Source organism: Corynebacterium sp. HMSC063G05 (genome assembly GCF_001810555.1).
In the GTDB taxonomy this organism is placed as follows: domain Bacteria; phylum Actinomycetota; class Actinomycetes; order Mycobacteriales; family Mycobacteriaceae; genus Corynebacterium; species Corynebacterium jeikeium_D.
This window is the reverse complement of sequence record NZ_KV801830.1, coordinates 87604-109278: the sequence shown is the minus strand read 5'-3', so window position 1 is coordinate 109278 and position 21675 is coordinate 87604. Positions and strand designations below refer to the sequence as shown.

The following is a 21675-nucleotide window of genomic DNA, read 5'->3' as shown; positions in this document are numbered from 1 at the left end:
TCATAAACTCATACAGTTTCACATTTGCAGCCCGCGATCACGCGGCCGCTGCGGCGGCTGCGCCCGCTGCGGCCTGTCGTGGCCAGCCACTGACAGCCACGGGGATGATCATGGCCAGCCGCACAGCAGCCGTCGGGTCGGCAACTGCCGGCCACCGGGATCCCCCACAGCAGCCCCTTCAGTCACACCCAAAATCCGCCCGATACTTGAGGAATCCACGCGACAAACTAGATTGTGTGTACGGTATTCCTTATATTCTTCATATTCTTTCCAGATAATCTTCCGGGGAGAACGCGGCCGGGAACTGATTTGCACTGATCGGAACCGGTTGGAACCGATTGCGGGCTTCTCACAGCTGAAGCCCAGCCAGAGTCCGGCCAAGAACCCCAAGATTTAAACGAAAACAAGAATCTAAACAGTCAAAAACATTCAACGTTGCAGGATAGAAAAACTTCTATGGCGAATTCAGACGGCCTCAAGCGCCTTGTAATTGTCGAGTCGGCGACGAAAGCTCGCAAGATTCAGCCGTATCTCGGCGATGATTACATCGTGGAGGCGTCGGTGGGCCACATTCGCGACTTGCCCCGTGGCGCAGCCGATGTTCCGGCTCGTTACAAGAAGGAGCCCTGGGCTCGTCTGGGCGTGAATGTCGACAACGGATTCGCTCCGTTGTATGTCGTCAGCGCTGATAAGAAGAAGAAAGTCGCCGACCTGAAGGCCAAGCTCAAGGAAGTCGACGAACTCTATCTCGCAACGGACCCCGACCGTGAGGGCGAGGCTATTGCCTGGCACTTGCTGGAGGTTCTGAAGCCCAAGGTGCCGGTGCGCCGCATGGTGTTCCATGAGATCACCAAGCAGGCCATCTTGGAGGCCGCTGCCAACACCCGTGAGCTGGACCAGAACCTGGTCGATGCCCAGGAAGGTCGCCGTATCCTCGACCGTCTTTACGGCTACGAGGTCTCCCCGGTGCTGTGGAAGAAGGTCATGCCGCGCCTGTCGGCAGGTCGTGTGCAGTCGGTGGCAACGCGCGTCATCGTCGAGCGTGAGCGCGAGCGCATGGCGTTTATCTCCGCTGAGTACTGGGATGTCGCCGCAACTTTGGACACCGGCTCGGCTTCTGCTGATGCCAACCAGCCGAAGGAATTTGTCGCAACCCTGACCAGCGTTGATGGTCAGCGCGTAGCGCAGGGCCGCGACTTCGATGACCGTGGCCAGCTGAAGAAGTCTGAGGGCATTCGGGTCGTCGATAAGCAGCTCGCCGAAACTCTGGCGGCGGACCTCGTGGGCTCCGAGCTCAAGGTCGCGTCGGTGGAGGAGAAGCCGTACACCCGCCGGCCGTACCCGCCGTTTATGACGTCCACGCTGCAGCAGGAGGCCGGCCGCAAGCTGCATTACACCTCTGAGCGCACGATGCGTGTGGCGCAGCGTCTGTACGAAAACGGTCACATTACCTACATGCGTACCGACTCCACGACGCTGTCCAAGGCCGGCATCGACGCCGCGCGTAAGCAGGCGTTGGAGCTTTACGGCTCGGAATACGTCGCCGATGCGCCGCGCCAGTACTCGCGCAAGGTGAAGAACTCGCAGGAGGCGCACGAGGCGATTCGCCCGGCGGGCGAGACGTTCGCAACACCGGGGCAGCTGGCTGGCTCGCTGGATGCCGAGGAGTTCAAACTCTACGAACTAATCTGGCAGCGCACCGTCGCCTCGCAGATGGCCGACGCACGCGGCACGTCCATGAAGGTCACCATCGCCGGTGCTACCGACACGCACGCCGTCGAGTTCGCCTCCACCGGACGCACGATTCGCTTCCCGGGCTTCCTCAAGGCATACGTCGAGGTCTCCGCGCTTTCCGACGGCCGCAAGGTCGCCGACAACGCCGAGAAGCGTCTGCCACAGTTGACGGAAGGCCAGGGCCTGACGGCCACGGACTTCAGTGCCGACAGTCACTCCACCAACCCGCCTGCGCGCTTCACCGAGGCCAGCTTGGTGAAGAAGATGGAGGACCTGGGAATTGGGCGTCCGTCGACATACGCGTCGATTATCAAGACCATTCAGGATCGCGGCTACGTCTACTCCCGAGGCAACGCTCTGGTGCCCTCGTGGGTGGCCTTTGCCGTGGTGGGGCTGATGGAGGAAGCATTCTCCGATTTGGTCAACTACGACTTCACCTCCGAGCTGGAGGATGAGCTCGACGACATTGCCGCGGGCAACAAGGATCGCACGACCTGGCTGACCGGTTTCTACTTCGGTGATGACAAGGATCACCGCCACAAGGGTGCCGATGCCATTGCGACCCACGGTGGTCTGAAGAACATCATCGACGTGAACCTGGAATCGATTGATGCTCGGAAGGTCAATTCTCTCCACCTCTTCGACGATGCCGAGGGCAACCCGATCATCGTTCGCGTTGGCCGCTATGGACCGTACCTGGAGCGCACTCGCCCGGGTGCCGGTGACAACGGTGCCGACGAGGTGCAGCGCGCCAACATCCCGGAGGCCATGACTCCGGACGAGCTGGATCTGGCCGCCGCCGAGAAGCTGCTGGCCATGCCGCAGGGTGGTCGTGAGCTGGGCATTAACCCGGCCAATGGTCGCATGATTGTTGCTCGCGATGGCCGCTACGGCCCCTACGTCACCGAGCTGGTCACCGATGAAGAGCGCGAAGGTGTCGTAGCCAAGGCTGAGGAGATCATCGCAGCTGAGCGCGCCGAAGAGGACGCTCAGCGCGCTGCCGAGGGCAAGCGAAAGAAGAACTGGGAAACCAAGACCGCTGCCAAGCAGAAGGAAAAGCGCACCGCGGAAATCATCGAGGAAACTCTGAAGCCGAAGACGGCCTCGCTGTTTTCCTCCATGGAGCCGTCGACTGTCACGTTGGAAGAGGCTCTGAAGCTGATGAGCCTGCCGCGCGAGGTCGGTGTCGACCCGGTCGATAACGAGGTTATTACTGCTCAGAATGGCCGTTACGGTCCGTACCTGAAGAAGGGCACGGACTCGCGTTCACTGGCTAACGAAGAGCAGATTTTCACCGTGACATTGGACGAGGCGCGTCGTATCTACGCTGAGCCGAAGCGCCGCGGTCGCGCTGCTGCGAAGCCGCCGCTGAAGCAGCTGGGCGACAACGATGTCTCCGGTCGCCCGATGTCGGTGAAGGATGGACGCTTCGGTCCGTACGTCACCGATGGCGTCACCAATGCTTCGCTGCGCAAGGGGGATACGCCTGAGACTCTGACCGATGCCCGCGCCTGCGAGCTGCTGTCTGAGCGCCGCGCGAAGGAAGCCGCCGATGGTGGCACTAAGAAGGCTGCGAAGAAGTCGACTCGCAAGACCACGAAGAAGGCTGCGAAGAAGACCACCAGGAAGGCGGTCAAGCGCACCACCAAGCGAGTGGTGAAGGCGACCCGCCGGGGCAAGTAGCGCATTGACCGTTAGCTGCGGCAGGGGCTAAATGGGTGCAGAGCACTTAAGCTGCCGCCGCGCCTTAAGCGCCCGCCGCGCCCGCCACACCTGGCGTGCCCGCCGCACCCGGCGCATCCTGCGGAGCAGGCTTGGGGCCGCCGACCCCGGCCAACTCCGCCCGCATCGTCGGCCCGTACGACAGCCGGCGATGCACCTTCTCAAACGGACCCTGCATGCCGCGACGCTCCATCGCCCATGCGGCGAACAATGTCACCAACCAGACGCCCACAGCAATGAGAGTTTGCACAAATGCACCCATATCGCGCGGGATGTTCAGAGTAAACGGGTACACCAGCGCAAAGAAGATCACCGACTGCATCAGGTAGCCCGTCATCGAACGCTTACCGAGTGCCACAATCGGCACCAGCCAACCAGGTACAGCGGCGCCCTCGTTCAGGCGTCGTTGGAGCGGCTGCAGCGCTAACGCCAGCCCGGCTAGGATGCCAGGACCGGCGAACACTCCGGCAAAGTTATTAATTACCAAGAAGGCCATGTGCTGTCCGGCTGGAAGAACACCAATCGCTGCCAACCCCATAGGGATGCCGATACCGAAAGCCACGACCACAGCCACCACGAGCCACCGAATAAGCAGGGGGCGGTGCGCGTCAACGTCGTCAAGCACGCCCTTGCGAGCCCACACGAAGCCAATCATCATCACCGGCAGGTAGAGGAACAGCTGCAGCGGCAGGGTAGTGATGCTCATTGTCAGGACCTGGAGATTCGCGGCGAGCATATCCAGGTAACTCGCTTCAATCGCGCCGCCGTTGACGAGCTCGGTCATGTCGGAACCGTCCAACCCGACGTCGGGCATCACAATTGTGAAAACCAAAAACAGCAGGCTCAATACCGCATTAATTGTCAACGCAATCCACGCGAGAATCGTCAGCACTTTGTTGCTAAGCCCCATAAGCAGCCCCAGGATGATGCCGCAGATGCCATAGAGAAACATGATGTCGCCAAAGAACAGAAACAGCATGTGCGCGATGCCGAACAGCCCCAGGAACGCATAACGCTTTACGACGACCACCCGCGCCCGCGACCGTGGAAAGTTCCTCCTGGCCAAACTGCGGACGATGAGTCCCACACCGAAGCCGAGCAGCGTTGCGAACATCGGCAGCCCGCGGTTATGCGCGGTCACTGCGGTAAACAGCACGGTGGCCTTGTCGGCGATGCTGTCGTTTATGACGCCGCCGAAGAATGCTGCGGGCAATTCGGGATCTGCAACCAGCCAGGCAGTGGCAATGTTCGCGATTGCGATACCGAGGAGAGCGAACCCGCGCGCAGCATCGGGGACAAGCATGCGGGGACTAGGGGTGGGGCTAGAACTGGGGCGGTTGTCAGTCATTCCTCCAACGTAAAGGATTGGCGGGAGGGTGCGCAGGTTCGCGGTGGACAGCGATTGTTGCAGGGGTCTTGCGGTATATCGAAAAACGATATAGTATCGAAAATCGATACATCGAATAACGATGTGTTGGTGTTGGGTGGCGGACCCAGTCTGCCCACAGAATAATCTCACTAACCGCGCCAATTACGGTGCAGTAAGGAAGTTAGCTATGGTATCTCCACAGACCAAGAAGCCAAATGACCCGTATGTCAATCAAACTAAGGAGCGCCGGGATGTAATCGTGAGCCTTTTTGCCGGAGTGTTTGCACTGGCTTACATTTTGCTCCAGCTCCGCCATCCGGTTCTTCATCAGCAGTTCCCCAGTGATCTGACCCTGCTTTTGCCCGAAGTGCTGGGAAGTGACAAAGGGGTTCCTATCGAGGTTATGAGTGGTGGAGTCCTCTCCTTGTTTATTGCTGCGACTGTTGTTCGATGCGCTATCGTCGCCGCGATTGCCGTGCTCTGCGTGTTGTTCTCACTCTCGTACCTGAAAGGCGAGTTTTTTACAGTTAAGACTGCGCGACGAGTTATGGCTATCTCCTGGCTGGTAGCGATGTATCCGGCAAGTAGTTTCCTGCAGCATATGGGCGAAAACTGGGTCGCAAGTAGCCTGAATCTGAGCACGTGGTACCAGCGTGATCATGCCGATTTCAATGAGCACCTGGGAATATGGTTTGTCCTTATGATAATCATCTCCACTCTCGGAGTTATGTTGTTCCGAGCTGCGCGAATGCAGGAAGACCAGGAAGGACTCATTTAAATGGCGAAGGTTGTGTGCCACTTAGATGAGCTGCTTGAAAGCCGCGGAATGACGTTGGCAGCCCTTTCCGAACAGGTCGGGGTCACTCCGGTCAACCTCTCAGTGCTGAAAAACAACAGGGCGAAGGCCGTGCGATTCACGACGCTCAGTATGTTGTGCGAAGCTTTGGACTGCCAGCCAGGAGATTTATTCTCGGTGGAGTAAGTGTGCTCGCCGTCTGAGAAGTCTAGGGGTACTGGGCGCCCAACGAGCCCTAGGCTTCGTCGGCAAGCGTCGGGCGCACCGGGCGTGCAAGCTGCGTCATGTGCGTACGGCCACGCAGCTCCACAGACTTCAGGGTGGTCCAGCGAGCCTGCTCGTCCTCGTTAGCCAGGCGAATAGTAGAAGCCGTGGCGAGCACGCGGCCCGGGGTGTCCTTGGCCAGCTCGGTCAGACGGGCAGCCTGGTTAACCGCGTCACCAATAACCGTGTACTCAAAGCGGTCGCGGGCGCCGATGTGGCCGGCGACAACGTGCCCGGCGGAGACGCCAATACCCGCGGTGAGCTGGAGGTCGAGCAGTTCCTCGCGCAGTTCACGGGCGGCTGTGAGGGCGTGCCCAGCAGTGTCATCGAGGGGCAGGGGAGCGCCGAAGACAGCCAGAGCCGCGTCACCCTGGAACTTGTTGATAATGCCCTTATTGCGGTGCACACAGTCAACAACGTGGTCGAAGAAGGCATTGAGCTCACGGACAACGACTTCTGGTGAGTTCTTCTCCGCGAAGTTGGTCGAACCAATCACGTCCACAAACAGCACCGCGACGAGGCGATTCTCGCCGCCCAAAGTCGGCTTTTCTTCCAGAGCCTTACGGGCGACCTCAGACCCGACATAGCGGCCGAAGAGGTCACGGACCCGCTGACGCTCCTGCAGGCCACGCATCATTTCATTGAAACCCGCCTGGAGAACGCCCATCTCGGAGCCGTCGTAAATAGGCACGCGCGTATCCACCTGGCCCTGGCGGACCTTGTTAATCGCACCCGTGAGATCACGAATCGGGTCGACGATGGACATAGTGGCCAACATCGTGCCGAAATAGCCGGTAATCAGAGCCAGAATTGCCAGCGCGGTGATGGTGGGCAGCAAATCTGCCGCGTCATCTGTGAATAGACCACGGCGCTGACCTATCAGCACAAGCAGGATTGCTACCACTGGAACACCGCTGGTCAACACCCACGTCTGGCGCAGGCGGTGACCAATCGGTGGCTCCAGCGAAGAATCCGGGGCCCTACGCGCCAGCGCCTCCACAGCAACCGGACGCACCATGCGCTCCGCAATTAGATAGGTCAACAGTGCCACCATGGCGCCACCGAGCACCGAGGTGAGCAGCACCATCAGGCCAATCTTGCTGTCATAGGCGAACGCGACTCCACTGAAGACAATCACGCCCAGAGACCAGATGACGGTACCCAAAAGTGCCTGATAGACAGGCACGCGCATGACCAGATATCGTACCCGCCGCGGATCGTGCATATCCGGATGACGCTGCCATTTCAACAACGGCTTGAACAGGATCCAAGTAGTGCCGATTCCCGCAATAATTGCCAGAACCAGGTAACCAGCCAGGGCATAGATGACCCCATTAGCCAACCGCGGCAGGTGAGTTTCTTGGTTCAGTGGCAACAGCATGCCGAGGAACAAGCCGACAATCATGGCTCCGACAAGGTTGCAGACGAAGATAAATGAGGCATAAGCAGGCCACATTGTCCCGCTTAGCCATTTCAGATTTCGCCAGAGCCGTTGCATGATTACTACCTTAGTGGCAACCCCGGATTGCAGGGAGTAGTTACCTCACAAGAGTCTCGTGGGGCGCGCTAGAGTTGTGGCCATGACAGAGCCGATGACAGAGCGCAGCGTGTTTTCTCGTATGCCCGAAACCGGTGGGGTTCGCCAGCGGCTGCAGGCTGCTGTGCGCGCTGCGCATTATCGCTTTGCCAACGGTCAACCGCTGGCAGGCGATGGGGTGGAGGTTTCGCCGGAAGGTGGGGACGCGGGGTCGTCGTTAAGCGATGTGCCACGCGACTCGGACATGACGCACGCCTGGCTGTTCACGGGACCTGCGGGGTCGGGGCGGTCGGTGACGGCGACGGCGTTTGCGGCGGCGCTGCTGTGCACGCGGCATGACAACCCCGGATGCGGTGAGTGCGAGGGCTGCCGGACGGCGCTGGCGGGAACGCATGGCGACATCAAAATCGTGCGCCCGGAGGGCACCATTATCTCGGTGGCGACGGTGAGGGACGAGCTGCGGCCCTGGGCTTACAAGATGCCCACGACGGCGGATTGCCGCGTGCTGATCATCGAAGACGCCGACCGTCTCAACGAATCCGCCTCAAATGCGCTGCTCAAGGTGGTGGAAGAGCCGCCTCTGCGCACCGTCATCATCATGTGCGCACCAACGACAAACGCGGAGGATTTCTCCGTTACGCTCCGTTCGCGCTGCCGCCATGTCTATGTGCCGACGCCGCATATCGACGATGTCACAAACCTCCTGCGCGCCGAGCGGCCAGAGCTTACCGACGAGCAAGCGGTCTGGGCCGCGACGGTGTCCAACGGTCACATTGGGCGTGCGCGTGGCTTTGTCTCCGATGAGGGCTCGCGTGCTTGGCGGGGTAAGGCCCTGGATTTCGTGGAGGCTGTGTTCGATCCGGCGAAGTCATACGTGGCGGCGCGTGAGCTGGCCAACGAAGTAGCAGGCGAGGTCAAGCGGCGGATGGAGCCACTAGAGGCTGAGGAGCTGGAGAACCTCGAGCGCTCACTGGGCGTAGGTGCGTCCGGCAAGGGTGCGCAGGCGGCACTGCGCGGCTCTAAGGGGGTTATCAAGGAGCTGGAGGAAAATCAGAAGCGGCGGCGCAGGCGCGCGGAGTCAGATCTGATCGACCTGTCGTTGACCGACATTATGGGGCTTTACCGTGACGCCCTGGTGCTGGCGTTTGGGGCGGAACGTGGTGGTGAGACTGCTTCGGGGGATTCGGGCTTTGGTGCTGGTTCTGAGTTTGGCGATGGCGCGGTCTACCTCATAAATCCAGACCGTCGTCGGACAGCCACGGAGCTAGCCCGACGCCTTCCGCCGGAGGCGATATTGGCCTCCATCGATGCTGTCACCGAGGTGCGCGGCATGCTCGTGACTGCAGTGAAGTTGACGGTCTTGATGGATGAATTGATGGCTAAATTGCAGATCGCGGGGCAGGTTGGTCGTAGGTAAGCCGGTAGCCGCGCCTAATGCAGCGGACTGCAGGCCCCATTTTGGTAGCGATGGGGGCAGTACAGTAGTATTACCGCTTGTACATTTTGTGCAGGGTTATTTCTGCTTGCTTGAAAGCTCGGCGCAATGTGCGTGCCGCCTTAGCTCAGTCGGTAGAGCGTCTCACTCGTAATGAGAAGGTCGCGAGTTCGATTCTCGCAGGCGGCTCGGTTTGAAACGGGATCCTTTAAAAAGGGTCCCGTTTTTATTTTTTGGATCGGTCAAACATGAGTAGGGCGAATCCAGCGGCAGGCCGAGGAGCGCGGTGATTCCCCGGAAATGAATGGGGGCGGAAATCTCGGAGCCGGCGACTCTCAATCGAGTGTTTGCTACTGTTACTCAGCACATAGCAGGTACGCGGAAACTAGGAGAACGCACTATGCGGCAGCCCGGACACCAGGGACTAGCAGTGCAGCGATCAGCAAGACGACTAGCTGTGGCTTTGGTGGCTGCGGCAATTTTGCCAGCCGGTCTTGTAGCTTGCACCATCGACACGGAGGCTTCCAAAGCAGGAAGCGCTCAGCAAGCTGCGTCGACAGAAACGCAAACGTCGTTGGCAGCTGAAGAAGAGGCTATGCAGATGCCGAACCCCACTCCGCCGAATGAGGAGTCTGCAATGTCTGATTCTGCTAACCCCGACGCAGTCGCTTCTGGCGATGCACAACAACAGCAAGCTAATCGCGCTACTTCGCGTGCCGACGGCTCCAGCGCTGTAGCCGGCAAGGTCATCTACCTCGACCCGGGACACGCCGGCACCCCACCACCAGCGGACATGATGGTCACTGACGGCCGCGGTGGCCAGAAGCCATGTAATACCTCCGGTACCGCTTCCAATGACGGCTTCCCGGAGCATGAGTTCAATTGGCTGATGGCGCAGGAAATTAAGCAGCTGCTCGAACAGCGCGGTGCTCAGGTGCTGCTCAGCCGCGTCGATGACACCGGTCGTGCAGATTGCATCGATGCCCGTGCAGAGAAGGAAAATGCCTCCAACGCCGATGCCGTGGTGAGCCTTCACGCAGATGGTGCTGGAGAGGGCAACCGCGGATTCCATGTGTCTGCGATTTCGCAGCCGCTCGCCAATAATGACGAGCAGGGATCTACCGCGCTGGCAACCGCGCTGCGCGATGCTTTTGTCGCAGCCGGTTTTGCTCCATCCAACTACCTCGGTAGCCAGGGGCTGAATCCGCGCGCTGACCTCACCGGACTCAACCTATCGACGAAACCAAAGGCACTGGTCGAATACGGCAACATGCGTGATAGCAGCGACATTGCCCTCTTGACTTCCAGCGAAGGCCGTCAGCGCTTGGCAGAGGCCACTGTGGCTGGGTTGGAAGGTTTCTTGGCGCAGTAGCCAACCTGCGCATCCAGGCCGTAGCTACCTCACACCAGTCACCGCCACAGCAGCCACCACAGCGGCCAACCGGCCAACACGCTAACTAGCCGGGTTTGCCTTAGCTTTCGGTGTCATCGCGTCGTGAGGCTCCATCATGGGGATATCCAGCATGGTGCTGGGGACACCGAAGGCGTCGACAAGCACCTCAGACCAGGGGCCAAGGGAATCAACAAGATCGGCCAAGCCCGCCCGCGCGCCCTTGGTGCGAGTACCGGTGAGCAGTGACTGCTCCAAGAACCAGCCGGCGTTATCGCAGACCACCGACAGGAAGAACACATCGCGAACCTGCTCGAGCACCTCTTGAGAGCGCTCATCTGTGAGTGTGGATTCAGCTTCAAAGAACGCTTCCAAAATCATGCGATCGATATGCGCCCACGCGCAGGAAATCATGTGGTCCTGGACCTTGTCCACCAGCTTCGCGGCCTTTTCCACAGGCAGTTTCCGCGCCGGGCGCAGCCTGCGAGCAAGGGACTTGAGAAGTCGATTCTCGCGCTCGATGAGCAATTGCATCTGGCTGGCGGGGTCAAAGAGCGAGGACTCATCAGCGTCAGTCAGCGCATCCAAGAGGTTCTGAACGACGGCGTCCGCACCGGTGCGACGGCGCAAAATGCCACTGAAATTGTCGAGGCCGAAGCGCACCATTTCCAGGTTGGAAAAACTCTGTACCTCCCGGGCAAAACCACCCAAAAGTTCCTTGGTGACCAGCTGCAACATCACCACGTTGTCGCCCTCAAAGGTAGTGAATACGTCAGAGTCCTCTTTGAGAATGGTCAACAGGTTCTCCGCCATGTAGCCAGCTCCACCGGTGGCCTCACGCATCTCCTGGATGGCGTCGGTGGCATGTGCGGTGTTGGCGACCTTCAATGCGGCGGCATGCGCCTCCACTTCACGCAAATCGCGAGCCTGCTCCGGGGTGAGATTCGCACGGTCCAGCCCCTCCGCTTCGAGGTCGTGAATCCGCTTGATTAGCAGGTTGGTGGCAAATTGCAGACCGTACGAACGCGCAATGCGGGGGAGTAGTCGGATTCGGTGTTGGCGGTGCTCAATGAGCTTCTTTTCCGGCAGCGAATCGTCGGGAGCAAATTGGCGCCGCAAGTGTGCGTACTTGGTGCCGATGGTCAATGCGGTGCGGGTTGCCGCACCAGCGGCCGCACCGACTGTCACGCGGCCGCGCACGAGGGCACCGAGCATTGTGAAAAACCGTGCATTGGGGCTGTCAATATCGCTGCTGTACTCGCCAGTGGCCGAGACATCTGCAAAACGGTTAAGCAGGTTCTCCCGCGGCACGCGGTAGTGATCGAACATGAGAGTGCCGTTGTCCACGCCCAAGAGGCCGCCCTTGGTGCCGTGGTCGCCGATAGCAACTCCGTCGACAGGCGAACCATCATCATTGCGGATTCGAGCGACAATGCAGTGCACACCATGGGATTCTTCCTGCCCTGGTGTGTAGAGCTGGCAAAAGACCGCAGCCCAGCGCCCATCGCGCGCGGCATTGCCCAAAAACCACTTCTCAGAGGAAGCCGTAGGGGAATTGAGGATGAATTCTTCCGTCTCGGGGTCGTAGTGCGCCGTGGTCTCGAGTGATTGGACGTCCGAGCCGTGGCCGCGCTCGGTCATCGCAAAGCAGCCGAGAGCCCGCAGCTCAATGAGGTCACGCACCAACTCGCCGTGACGCTCAGTTCCCAAGTTGCTGACAGCGCCGCCGAAAAGGCCCCACTGCACTCCGGACTTCACCATCAACGACAAGTCGGTGTGGCCAAGCATTTCAATCCCGGTGAGAGTGCCACCGGTATCTCCTGTGCCGCCCTGGTCAGTGCGGAAAGCCCCATAGGGCATGCCGGTCTTAAGCACCTTGGACAGTGACTCGGTGGTGTGCTGCCTGGCCTCCTCCACGGTCAGCCCAGAGGTGGGCCGCAGGGAGGGGTCTTCTAGAAGGACGCGGACATCAGCGCGCGCCTCGGGGAAATAGCCGTCCAGGGCCTTTTGCAGTGCACCTGCCACTTCCGGTTCAGGACGGGAGGGGAGCGTCTTCGGACCATCGGTCGAGCGACGGCGGGGGATTCGCGTGGAGCTGGAAGAAGTCTGTGCCATAACCCAACGTTAATGGGATATCTGGGGCTTGTCAGCCGCTTTCGACTGAGAAACTCATGAGGAAATCGGGGCCACGGGTCGGAAACAAGCTACCGGGATAGAACGAAGGCGGAAACGCAAAAGCCGTCGTCAAGCAAATACTGCGTTGTGCAGTGCTTGACGACGGCTCGCGTAATCAGACCCTCGGTGGGGCAGACCCCCCTAGCTGTGGGAACTAGACGCGCGACTTAACTTCGTCGAGGTTAGTTTCCGGGTGCTCGATGAGGTCTCGGTCTTCAAGACCCTTCGGCAGCAGGAACAGGGCAATCAGTGCCGGGATAGCCATGGCCATCAGGTAGATGGAGATGTAGAACGGGTTACCGGTGGCGTCCATGATCATCTGGGCAATCATCGGTGCGAATGCACCACCCAGGACAGCGCCGATGGCGTAAGCGATGGAAGCGCCGGAGTAGCGAACCTCAGCCGGGAACATCTCGGAGTACATGGCCGGCTGCGGGCCGAAGGTCAGTGCCAGCGGCAGAGTGAGGACTGCGACGGTCATGACGTAGAGGAACGGGCCCTTATCCAGGAGGCTCCACATGACGGCTTCCCAAATCATGATTAGGACGTAGCCGATGATGAAGGTCTTTGCGCGGCCGATACGGTCGGACCAAGCGCCGGCCATGAACATGAAGATGGTCCAGCAGATACCGGCGACGAGAGTGCCTGTCCAAGCGACGGTTGCGGGGTAGCCCAGTGTCTTCTGTGCGTAAGCGCCGAAGAATGCGATCACGAGGTAACCGGTGGCCTGCTGAGCAGCGAAGATCAGGGCGCCCTGGATAACCTTGCCCCAGTGGTTGCGGAAGAGCTCCGGCAGCGGAGCGGAGCGCTCAGCAGACTCAGCCTGCATAGCCTGGAAGACCGGGGACTCATCGACGGTGCGACGAATCATGTAACCAATCAGAACCAGGATGAAGGACAGCAGGAATGGCACACGCCAACCCCAGTCCATGTAGGCTTCCTCGCCGATGATAGCCATAACAATCAGCATGGTGCCGGTAGCCAGGGTCAGACCCAGCGGAACACCGGCCTGCGGGAATGCGCCGTAGATACCGCGCTTTTCCTTCGGTGCGTACTCCACGGACATCAGGGCCGCACCGCCCCATTCGCCACCCGCGGAAAGGCCCTGGAAGATACGGAGCAGAACCAGCAGGATAGGTGCAGCGATGCCGATTGACTCATAAGTCGGCAGCAGACCGATACAGAAAGTAGCTGCACCCATGCCGATGAGGGTGAAGACCAGAATCATCTTGCGGCCGTAGCGGTCACCGATATGGCCGGCGACGATAGCGCCAAGCGGGCGGAAGAGGAAGGAAATACCCAGGGTTGCCCAGGCGAGCACCTGAGCGACCTGTGGGTTCGACTTCGCAGCCGGCTCGATGAAGTGCGGAGCGAGCACGATAGCTGCGGCCTGAGCGTAAATCAGGAAGTCATAAAACTCGATGGTCGTACCCACGAGAGTTCCCGTGAGCACCTTGCGGCGCTGCTTGGGATCATTCGCGATGATCGAAGTAGTCATAAAACAACAAGACTTTCTTTACATACCCGTCCGCACGGCCATCGAGGACCTTGGCGATCTCAGCGGTCGTGCAGAAATCGCCCCAGGTTTTTCTCAGCCAGCGTTTGGGGAATGGACAGATTGTTTGACGGTGTCGAATTCTTACACAGCCAGACCGGTAGCGACCAGCGTTTGAACTTCAGCGAGCGACGACAAAAAGTGGGCAACGGGGGTAATGGGGGTTGGTGAATGGCGGTAGATTTCCTTTGTTTGTGACCGAATTCATTTTCTAGATGTCTGAAAAAGGTGGAATCGGGGGTATGTAAAGGGTGTGGAATGGGTGCTGCTTAACGACGGGCCGTTTCCGGCCTGATGTGCGCGAGCTGATGGCCGTTTGTGCGTGAGACTGTCTTAAATAGGGGAAATCTGCGTTTTATGGCTGTTCGGCTACCCCCACATTGAACTAATCTGTAATTATATAATCAGAAGTTGTGTGAATAGTGCGGCGAAAGTGGCGCAAGATACGAAAGAAGTAACGGAACAATAACGATGTAGTGTCGAAAAGGTCATTGCCCCCGGATGGGGCAGGGATGCAAGGTCGGCAACATGCCACCCCGAGACGGGGGTGTGAGCCCCAGGTTTCAGGGGCATTTGTGCCGAGACCAACCCGAGGTGACCAAACTGGGCACGCCACCGCATTAGCCACCACTCCACTAGTCGCCACAGCACTAACCGACTCAGTTGCCCCGCCCCGCCTGCTCAACTATCTCGGCACACCTCTTGTGGTTAGCTCCGGTGGCTTAAAATCTGCACCATTGTGCGTAAGGCGCTGGGGACCGTCGTAAAGTAAACGACATGTCTTCTCACGCAGGAACTAACGGCAATGAAAATGAGGTACCTCACGGCAGGGCCAAATCCAATAAAGGCACGCCGTTGTGGCTGCTCGCCGCAATTGCAGTTTTCGCCGTCGCGTGGGGTGGCAATGAATTCACACCGCTGATGGTGATGTACCGCGAAAACGCTGACCTGGCGCCGGTGTTCATTGACCTTCTATTGCTGGTCTACGCTCTCGGCATCGCGCCGGCACTGCTGATTTCTGGCCCAATCTCGGACCGTATCGGCCGTAAGCCGGTGATGCTCGCCGCGCCGGTGCTCTCGATTCTGGGCTCGACTCTCATCGCGCTGGGCGAGACCATCGCTCCGCTCATTCTCACCGGTCGCTTTATCTCGGGCCTGGCAGTCGGCATTGTCATGGCCGTGGGCGGCTCGTGGGTAAAGGAGCTTTCCGATCCACGCTTTGACCCCAAGGCCACTTCCACCTCGGGCGCGAAGCGTCAGTCCATGGCGTTGACCTTGGGCTTTGGCCTGGGTGCGGGTATTGCCGGCACGTTGGCGCAGTTCGCACCGCTGCCGGGGCAGTTGGCTTATATCATCCACATCCTGATTTCCATCCCAACGATCTTCGGTCTTGTGGCTGTGCCGGAGACCCGCCAGTCGCCGCACCTGGGCGGCAGCAATGCTCCGCACGAAAGCGTCTGGGAATCTCTACACACCCCTTCGGTAACTAACCGTCGCTTCCTGCTCGTCGCCGCGATGGGAGCGCCGTGGGTCTTCGGTGCAGCCGGTGTTGCCTATGCAATCATTCCTTCGCTGCTTCAGGACCACGTCTCACAGCCGGTGTTCTACTCCGCGATGGTCACACTGTTTGCGCTGCTCTGTGGTTTTGGTATTCAGCAGATTGGTCCACGCTTTGTGACCGAGCACAACGCCCGCGGCTCGCTGATCGCAATGGGCATTGTGGTTATCGGCATGGGAATGGCCGCTTGGATGTCCACCAACCCCACCGCAGTGACGGCGTTTATTGCAGCGCTGGTGCTGGGCACCGGCTACGGCCTGGCCATGTTTACCGGCCTCAACGAGGTACAGCGCATCGCCGGCCCGCGCGACATGGCTGGGCTGACCGGTATCTTCTACTGCCTGACTTACATCGGCTTCGCATTCCCAGCAATTCTGACCAAGCTCTCCGAGTCCATCTCCTGGATGACCTACCCGGTCATGCTCGGTGGCGGTATGGTCATCGCCATCCTGATGGGCTTGGTTATTTTCTTCAATTCCACTGTCAACCTGCCACAGCGCGCTGAGTAATCTCGCATTCCCTGGAAGACTAATCAACCCCGTCAATGTGAGGTTGGCACACGTATAAGCGGCTTTCCTTACTAAGCGCCTATAGTTCTTCCTATGGAGAAGCACAAGAACGAATCACCGGCCACCGCGATGACAGAATCGTCGGCAAGCGCGAAACCGCGTGCGCTGGTGACGGGTGGTGCGGGATTTATCGGTTCGACGCTGGTTGACCGGCTGCTGGCTGAAGGGTACGCAGTCACGGCGCTGGACGATCTCTCCCACGGAAAGCTGGAAAACCTCCAGCAGGCATCGCTTAACGACGACTTTGAGTTCATAACCGCCGATGTGCTGGAGGTGGACTGGGACGAGCTGCTCGAGCAAAACCGTCCGGAGGTTATTTTCCACCTCGCAGCGCAGATTGATGTGCGGATTTCCGTGGCCGACCCGGTGCGGGATGCGACGCTGAACATCATTGGCACAATCAAACTTGCCGATGCGGCCCGAAAGCACGGTGTCCGCAAGGTTGTGTTTACATCTTCGGGCGGTTCCATCTACGGCACGCCGGAGGAGCTTCCGGTGTCGGAGAACGTGCCGGTCAATCCGATGAGCCCCTATGCCGCTTCAAAGGCGACGGGCGAACTGTACTTGAATATGTTCCGCAATCTTTATGGGCTCGAATGCTCGCACATCGCGCCGGCGAATGTGTACGGCCCGCGGCAGGATCCGCACGGCGAGGCCGGTGTGGTGGCTATTTTCGCCCAGCGTCTGCTGGCGGGAGAGGCGACCAAGGTGTTCGGCGACGGCGGAAATACCCGCGACTATGTGTACGTCGACGATGTGGTGGATGCTTTCTACCGCGCATCCGGCGAAGTCGGTGGCGGAATGCGCTTCAATATTGGCACCGGTGTCGAAACCTCGGATCGGCAGCTGCACTCGCTGGTGGCACAGGCTGCGGATGCCGAGGATAATCCGGAGTTTGCACCGCCGCGCACTGGTGATGTGGCGCGGTCGGCGTTGGATCCCACGCGGGCGCGTGAGGTACTCGGCTGGGAGCCAGCTATGAGTATTCAGGAGGGCGTTGCCCGTACTGTGGAGTACTTCCGGAATCAGGGCTAGCGCAGCTTACGCGGGCGGCTTCGCGCAGTCGTCCGCGTAGGTTAGCCGTGAGTCAGCCAGGTTACTTGCCAGCTTCCTCCGCGCGCTTGGCGTGGATGAGAGCCAGCTCGATATTGTCCTCGAACACGTCGAGAGGCTGTGCGCCCGAGACGAACTGAGTACCAACGAGGAAGCCCGGAGTACCGGAAATGCCCAGCATGGAACCGAACTGGGTGGCATTCTCGACCGCCTCGGTCCACTTGCCGTCCTTAAGCTCCTTTTCAAAGCGCTTCATGTCCGGCACACCGGCCTCACGAGCGACGGCAATCAGTTCCTTTTCAGTGAACTCCGGGTGGCCCTGGCCCTTTTCGCCGGCCTTCTTAAACAGCGCACGGGAGAACTCCCAGAACTTGCCCTGAGCTGCCGCGGCACGGCCGGCCTCAGCGTCCTTGATGGCCTTCTCACCATTGATGGCCATATCGTTCCACTCCAGGCGGACCAGTCCCTCATTGACGTACTTTTCCACGAGGGCAGACTCGGTTTCGTTTGCGAACTTCGCGCAGAACGGGCATTCGAAGTCCGAGTAGATTGAGATTACGACCGGCGCATCCACTGCACCGAGAGCAAAAGGATCATTTTCATTGCGGCGGTGGACATTGTCCATATCCTCCGGGGACTTCAGCTGCGCTCCCGCCTTTGGGCCGTAGATGCTGGCGTCGAAAGAGCCATTCGGGCCAGGTACAGGCGCAATTTCCCCCTTGCCTGGTGCAACGCCCGCCATGTTGACGGTGCTCACGCCGTTGAAGCTAGCCGAACGCGAGCCAGCGAAGAAGCCCGCTGCGCCGACAACGATCAATGCGACGACAGCTAGCGCCCATGCGGCGTTCGGAATCGAGTACCACGACTTGGTTTTTCCATCACTGTCGGCAGACCAGGACTCCAAGTCCTGTTCAGTGGGTACCGGCTGAGAAGCCTGCTGGGGTTCCTGCTGTGTCCCCTGCGGCGCTGCGTCTGCCGAGGGCTGCTGCGAATCGCTGCTGTTGTCAGCGGCGATGTTGTCCTTATTTTCTTCGCTCATGGCTTCTATGGAACCACAGCCTCAGATTCACATGCGCTTAGCGTGCCGACTAGTCGGACGGAGCGTTGTTCTCGGCGTTCGTCGCGCTGTCTTTTTGGCTGCTGTTCTGGCTGCCCGAAATCACAATTTCTTCTTCCGGACGCACAGCGGTCTTCAAGGCCACTGCACGAGCCAGTCGCGCGTAGCGTAGCTCCTGTTCGCGGAAGCGAATGTAGGACGACACCGTGGTAAACACGAACGCCAACACCAGTACGTAGAGCAGCAAATCGGTGCCCCGGGTCACACCAATCCAGTTGGCCACCACGGTCAGATCGTCGGGACGCACGATTGCCCACAGACACGCGACGACGAAAAGGACGAAGCCCAGTTTCACACCCGCCTTGGCGCGCGCTTTACGACGGTTAGCGACGAAGTAAGCGACCAGGCCCACCATCGCCAGCAGCAAAATAATTTGAACGATGGATGCGGTCATGGCAGCCTCTTCGAAATCAGGGAGTCGGCAAGGATATTGACACCGTTGAACAAGGATTGTCCTTTGGACATGGAGTATTCCGTGTAGAGGATATCCACCGGCTGCTCAGCGGTACGCCAGCCTCTGTTGTCCATGACCTCGACAAATTCGGAGGCATGGCTCATGCCGTTCATGCGTAGGTTCAGTTGCTCTGCCACCGTGCGGTTGAAGGCGCGCAGGCCGTTGTGGGCGTCGGTAAGCCCGAGTCGGCGCGTGCGTGGTGACAACATGACCACCGTCTTGAGGACAATTCGCTTAATCAGCGGCACCTGGTCATCCTCGGCGCGAGGGCGGCCGAAACGGGTTCCCACAATGATGTCGATTGGTTCGGTGCGCAGTCGCTGCACCATAGCGACGACGTCCTTGACCTGGTGCTGGCCATCGGCGTCGAAGGTGACAAAGTACTTCGAGCCAGCCTGCGCGCGAGCGTATTCCACGCCGGTCTGGATAGCCGCCCCTTGACCCAAATTGACAGGGTGGTTGACCAGGTGAGCGCCAGCCCTGTGGATCTCCAGGCTGGAGTTATCCGAAGAGCCGTCGTTGACCGCGACAATGTTGGGGAAGGTCTCGCGAGCGTGCTCGAGAACCTCACGAATAACCTGGCCCTCGTTGTAGCACGGCACAATCAGCCAGGTGTCCGAGAAATCCATGTTGTCAGTCATCGCTCCGAAGCCTACCGCACAAACAATCGTCGATACGCGCGTGACATGAGCTGAGTTGGCAAAAGTCGGAAAAGTGTCCGCACCGCCAAGTTAAACACCGCCCGCGGCCTGGAAATCAGCCCCTCAGCTACCAGCGTGCGCTGGAGCTGACGTTCACCGCGGATGATGCCGCGCGAGGTTCGCCGCTCGAACATGCCGTCGGCGCGGAAGTACACCAGCGGCTCGGGCAGATTCTCAAACTTCGCGCCGGCGGCCATGAGGCGCACCCAGAGGTCGTAGTCCTCCATCAGACGGATGTCGCGATACCCACCGACCTCACGCACCTTCGCCGTTCGCAGCATCGAGGAGGGGTTATTCACGGGCGAATTGATCTTGATATAACGCGCAATCTCGGCGTGCGTCTGCGGCAGGGTCCGCACACGCACCACATTGTCCGGCGTGCCCTCGAACTCCGCCATTGCACTGCCCAGCACATCCAACTCCGGATTAGCGGTCAGCACGTCCCACTGCTTTTCAAAGCGGTCCGCACGCGCAATATCGTCCGCATCCAGCCGCGCCACCCATGGCGTTTCCACCAACTGAAGACCCGCCTGCGAAGCCACTCCCGAGCCGCCATTTTCCGCACACCGCAGCACGGTCATCTCCGAATGCGCCTGCTCATGCTTGACGACGACCCGGTCGAGTTCCTGCTCGATCGGGCCATCGATGACCACAATGACGTGCGCGGCCGGACGCGTCTGGTTCCACAGCGACTGCAGCGCAGCATCGAGCTGGTCGGGGACGACGCGGTGGTAGACGGTCATGAGAACCGTGAGGTTAGTGATGGTGGACATGTGAGTCTCGAACCTTGGGAGTTGCAGGGGGATATGGACGGTGCTTTTTTTGGGGGGGGGGCATCGGATGCGGGTGGTGTTATTCCACCGCAAAAGCCTCCGATACGGCTGACCTGGCAGCACGTGGGGAAAGTGTGCGCAGCGCAAGCAGGTGAATGGCAACACCTACTGCAGAGCCTACGGCGATAGCCGCGACCGTGCGTACCGACAGGTGCCCAGGGAGGAAAAGAATGGCAACGGCGATCGTGGTCGCAGCCAACCAACCGATCAGATACATATGGTGCTTCTCCACTGCCAAGGTGACCGAGCCGGTGATCATCAACATGGCGGTCAACGTCGCACCGAGCGTCAGCGCCGCGAGCACCGGCCCGGACACGTGATAGCTGTCGTCCAGGATGAGAGTCATGATCCACGGGCCGATGAGCCATGCCAGGCCCGCCCCGAAGGTGCCGAAAGCAGCCAACGCTCCCAACGGCTTGGCCAGCGCTGCCAGTACACCCTCGGAGCGATGCCGGACAAAGCTCACAATGATGGCGTTTTGGAACTTCTCCAAGGGCATGAGCAGCGGAGCGCGGGTCAGCGTTACGGCGTAGGCGATTCCCGCAATGGTCACCGCTGCGGTGAAGTTGTTGGCATGCGGAGGGGTAAGTGACTCGGCTATCCCGGCGCTAGTGGTGACCGCTTCGCCGGCAATCTTGACGATTGTCGGAAAACCTGTGACCAGCACAGCAGATGCGCCAGATGCGCCCATGGCCGTGACCATGAGAGTGATGAAGCGGCGCACCGGGACGTCGGCACGCGCGAACATGACCGAGCGGGTTGCCGAGGAAAACAGCGCGAGAATAAGCCAACTGACTGTCCCGAACACCGTAATAATCAGCCAGGCCAGCAGACCCCAGCCGAAGTACCAGGCGACGAGTGCCAGTGCTACGCGCACGAGAATGTCGATCATGATTAGGGCGGCGTAGGGGCCCCACAGCTGGCGGCCGCTGAGCAGACCCGAGGTGGTGGCCTGCATCGAGTACAGAGCAAGGCCAGAGGCCATGAGCAGAATTGCAGTGCCGGCATCATCCTGCACGACCAGTGGGGCCCACAGCGGACCCGTCACTGCCATGGTGATGAAAGTAACTGCGGCGACGCCCAGCGAAACCGTGATGGGACGAGCGCCGAGAGTTTGACCCGTTTCGGTAGCTGTCTGCTCCTGTTCCTGCTCCGGCTTCTGCTCTGGGGTCTGTTCACGGGGCCGCTCCCGCTTCCGGTTCCGCGCTTCCGCAGCACCAATCGCGCGCGTGGTCTCCTGCATCAACCCGCCGAGAACACCCGTGAGCGCGAAGAACAGTCCCCAAAACGCCACGAACTGCAGGTTTATAGCATTGGGAAGTGCGCGGGCCGAAATAATCAGCACCGCGAAGCTGCCTATCGCCGCGACAATCGTGGCCAGCGACAACCATTTGAAACCGGACATTGACGTGC

General features: G+C 59.7%; 16 protein-coding genes and 1 tRNA gene. 8 read left to right on the top strand and 9 right to left on the bottom strand.

Going from position 1 to position 21675, the window contains the following annotated elements:
* Positions 1-456: 456 nt before the first annotated feature.
* Positions 457-3417 carry a type I DNA topoisomerase gene (gene topA, locus HMPREF2751_RS00470; RefSeq protein ID WP_070595109.1) on the top strand — a complete coding sequence of 987 codons (2961 nt, stop codon included), beginning with the start codon at positions 457-459 and terminating at the stop codon, positions 3415-3417.
* A gap of 64 nt (positions 3418-3481) precedes the next feature.
* Here the strand turns inward: topA and HMPREF2751_RS00465 are convergent, their stop codons facing one another.
* Positions 3482-4804 (bottom strand): DUF418 domain-containing protein, encoded by a 1323-nt coding sequence (locus HMPREF2751_RS00465; protein WP_371325896.1) that lies wholly within the window; start codon positions 4802-4804, stop codon positions 3482-3484.
* 208 nt (positions 4805-5012) lie between these two features.
* Here HMPREF2751_RS00465 and HMPREF2751_RS00460 point away from each other — a divergent pair, with 208 nt between their 5' ends.
* On the top strand, positions 5013-5603 hold the full coding sequence (locus tag HMPREF2751_RS00460) for a hypothetical protein (protein ID WP_070595107.1): 591 nt from the start codon (positions 5013-5015) through the stop codon (positions 5601-5603).
* Positions 5604-5807 carry a helix-turn-helix domain-containing protein gene (locus HMPREF2751_RS00455; RefSeq protein ID WP_069359064.1) on the top strand — a complete coding sequence of 68 codons (204 nt, stop codon included), beginning with the start codon at positions 5604-5606 and terminating at the stop codon, positions 5805-5807.
* Between the two features lie 49 nt (positions 5808-5856).
* On the opposite strand, the gene HMPREF2751_RS00450 is transcribed toward HMPREF2751_RS00455, so the two are convergent.
* The gene (locus tag HMPREF2751_RS00450; protein WP_076773268.1) at positions 5857-7383 is read right to left on the bottom strand and encodes an adenylate/guanylate cyclase domain-containing protein; all 1527 of its coding nucleotides are present in this window, start codon (positions 7381-7383) and stop codon (positions 5857-5859) included.
* A gap of 82 nt (positions 7384-7465) precedes the next feature.
* Between HMPREF2751_RS00450 and HMPREF2751_RS00445 the strand changes: the two genes are divergently transcribed.
* From HMPREF2751_RS00445 to HMPREF2751_RS00435, 3 genes are all read left to right on the top strand, one after another.
* Entirely contained in the window at positions 7466-8839 is a 1374-nt protein-coding gene (locus tag HMPREF2751_RS00445) for a DNA polymerase III subunit delta' (RefSeq protein ID WP_070429259.1), read from the top strand.
* Positions 8840-8973: 134 nt separating this feature from the next.
* Positions 8974-9046: transfer RNA gene (locus HMPREF2751_RS00440), tRNA-Thr, on the top strand.
* Between the two features lie 211 nt (positions 9047-9257).
* On the top strand, positions 9258-10229 hold the full coding sequence (locus HMPREF2751_RS00435) for an N-acetylmuramoyl-L-alanine amidase (protein WP_070595105.1): 972 nt from the start codon (positions 9258-9260) through the stop codon (positions 10227-10229).
* Positions 10230-10310: 81 nt separating this feature from the next.
* Here the strand turns inward: HMPREF2751_RS00435 and HMPREF2751_RS00430 are convergent, their stop codons facing one another.
* A complete protein-coding gene (locus HMPREF2751_RS00430; protein WP_048732295.1) occupies positions 10311-12362 on the bottom strand; it encodes an acyl-CoA dehydrogenase family protein in 2052 nt (683 codons plus the stop codon).
* A gap of 214 nt (positions 12363-12576) precedes the next feature.
* A complete protein-coding gene (locus HMPREF2751_RS00425; protein WP_048732297.1) occupies positions 12577-13920 on the bottom strand; it encodes an MFS transporter in 1344 nt (447 codons plus the stop codon).
* 834 nt (positions 13921-14754) lie between these two features.
* Here HMPREF2751_RS00425 and HMPREF2751_RS00420 point away from each other — a divergent pair.
* Together HMPREF2751_RS00420 and HMPREF2751_RS00415 are read left to right on the top strand one after the other, a co-directional pair.
* Positions 14755-16044 (top strand): MFS transporter, encoded by a 1290-nt coding sequence (locus HMPREF2751_RS00420; RefSeq protein ID WP_048732299.1) that lies wholly within the window; start codon positions 14755-14757, stop codon positions 16042-16044.
* A gap of 129 nt (positions 16045-16173) precedes the next feature.
* Complete coding sequence (locus tag HMPREF2751_RS00415) at positions 16174-17139, top strand: GDP-mannose 4,6-dehydratase (protein WP_070595114.1); 966 nt, start codon at positions 16174-16176, stop codon at positions 17137-17139.
* Between the two features lie 61 nt (positions 17140-17200).
* On the opposite strand, the gene HMPREF2751_RS00410 is transcribed toward HMPREF2751_RS00415, so the two are convergent.
* The 5 genes from HMPREF2751_RS00410 to HMPREF2751_RS00390 form a co-directional block, all read right to left on the bottom strand.
* A complete protein-coding gene (locus HMPREF2751_RS00410; protein ID WP_049172390.1) occupies positions 17201-18196 on the bottom strand; it encodes a DsbA family protein in 996 nt (331 codons plus the stop codon).
* 49 nt (positions 18197-18245) lie between these two features.
* Positions 18246-18668 (bottom strand): DUF2304 domain-containing protein, encoded by a 423-nt coding sequence (locus tag HMPREF2751_RS00405; RefSeq protein WP_070595104.1) that lies wholly within the window; start codon positions 18666-18668, stop codon positions 18246-18248.
* On the bottom strand, positions 18665-19357 hold the full coding sequence (locus HMPREF2751_RS00400) for a glycosyltransferase family 2 protein (protein ID WP_048732520.1): 693 nt from the start codon (positions 19355-19357) through the stop codon (positions 18665-18667). The genes HMPREF2751_RS00405 and HMPREF2751_RS00400 overlap by 4 nt, the downstream gene beginning before the upstream one ends.
* Before the next feature lie 23 nt (positions 19358-19380).
* Positions 19381-20202 (bottom strand): glycosyltransferase, encoded by an 822-nt coding sequence (locus HMPREF2751_RS00395; RefSeq protein WP_049172388.1) that lies wholly within the window; start codon positions 20200-20202, stop codon positions 19381-19383.
* Positions 20203-20281: 79 nt separating this feature from the next.
* Complete coding sequence (locus HMPREF2751_RS00390) at positions 20282-21667, bottom strand: polysaccharide biosynthesis protein (RefSeq protein ID WP_070595102.1); 1386 nt, start codon at positions 21665-21667, stop codon at positions 20282-20284.
* Positions 21668-21675: the final 8 nt, after the last annotated feature.

Coding starts and splice junctions, on each gene's coding strand:
- topA (WP_070595109.1), top strand. CDS start 457: ATGGCGAATTCAGACGGCCTCAAGCGCCTTGTAATTGTCGAGTCGGCG.
- HMPREF2751_RS00465 (WP_371325896.1), bottom strand. CDS start 4,804: ATGACTGACAACCGCCCCAGTTCTAGCCCCACCCCTAGTCCCCGCATG.
- HMPREF2751_RS00425 (WP_048732297.1), bottom strand. CDS start 13,920: ATGACTACTTCGATCATCGCGAATGATCCCAAGCAGCGCCGCAAGGTG.
- HMPREF2751_RS00430 (WP_048732295.1), bottom strand. CDS start 12,362: ATGGCACAGACTTCTTCCAGCTCCACGCGAATCCCCCGCCGTCGCTCG.
- HMPREF2751_RS00395 (WP_049172388.1), bottom strand. CDS start 20,202: ATGTCCACCATCACTAACCTCACGGTTCTCATGACCGTCTACCACCGC.
- HMPREF2751_RS00400 (WP_048732520.1), bottom strand. CDS start 19,357: ATGGATTTCTCGGACACCTGGCTGATTGTGCCGTGCTACAACGAGGGC.
- HMPREF2751_RS00415 (WP_070595114.1), top strand. CDS start 16,174: ATGACAGAATCGTCGGCAAGCGCGAAACCGCGTGCGCTGGTGACGGGT.
- HMPREF2751_RS00460 (WP_070595107.1), top strand. CDS start 5,013: ATGGTATCTCCACAGACCAAGAAGCCAAATGACCCGTATGTCAATCAA.
- HMPREF2751_RS00445 (WP_070429259.1), top strand. CDS start 7,466: ATGACAGAGCCGATGACAGAGCGCAGCGTGTTTTCTCGTATGCCCGAA.
- HMPREF2751_RS00405 (WP_070595104.1), bottom strand. CDS start 18,668: ATGACCGCATCCATCGTTCAAATTATTTTGCTGCTGGCGATGGTGGGC.
- HMPREF2751_RS00455 (WP_069359064.1), top strand. CDS start 5,604: ATGGCGAAGGTTGTGTGCCACTTAGATGAGCTGCTTGAAAGCCGCGGA.
- HMPREF2751_RS00435 (WP_070595105.1), top strand. CDS start 9,258: ATGCGGCAGCCCGGACACCAGGGACTAGCAGTGCAGCGATCAGCAAGA.
- HMPREF2751_RS00410 (WP_049172390.1), bottom strand. CDS start 18,196: ATGAGCGAAGAAAATAAGGACAACATCGCCGCTGACAACAGCAGCGAT.
- HMPREF2751_RS00450 (WP_076773268.1), bottom strand. CDS start 7,383: ATGCAACGGCTCTGGCGAAATCTGAAATGGCTAAGCGGGACAATGTGG.
- HMPREF2751_RS00420 (WP_048732299.1), top strand. CDS start 14,755: ATGTCTTCTCACGCAGGAACTAACGGCAATGAAAATGAGGTACCTCAC.
- HMPREF2751_RS00390 (WP_070595102.1), bottom strand. CDS start 21,667: ATGTCCGGTTTCAAATGGTTGTCGCTGGCCACGATTGTCGCGGCGATA.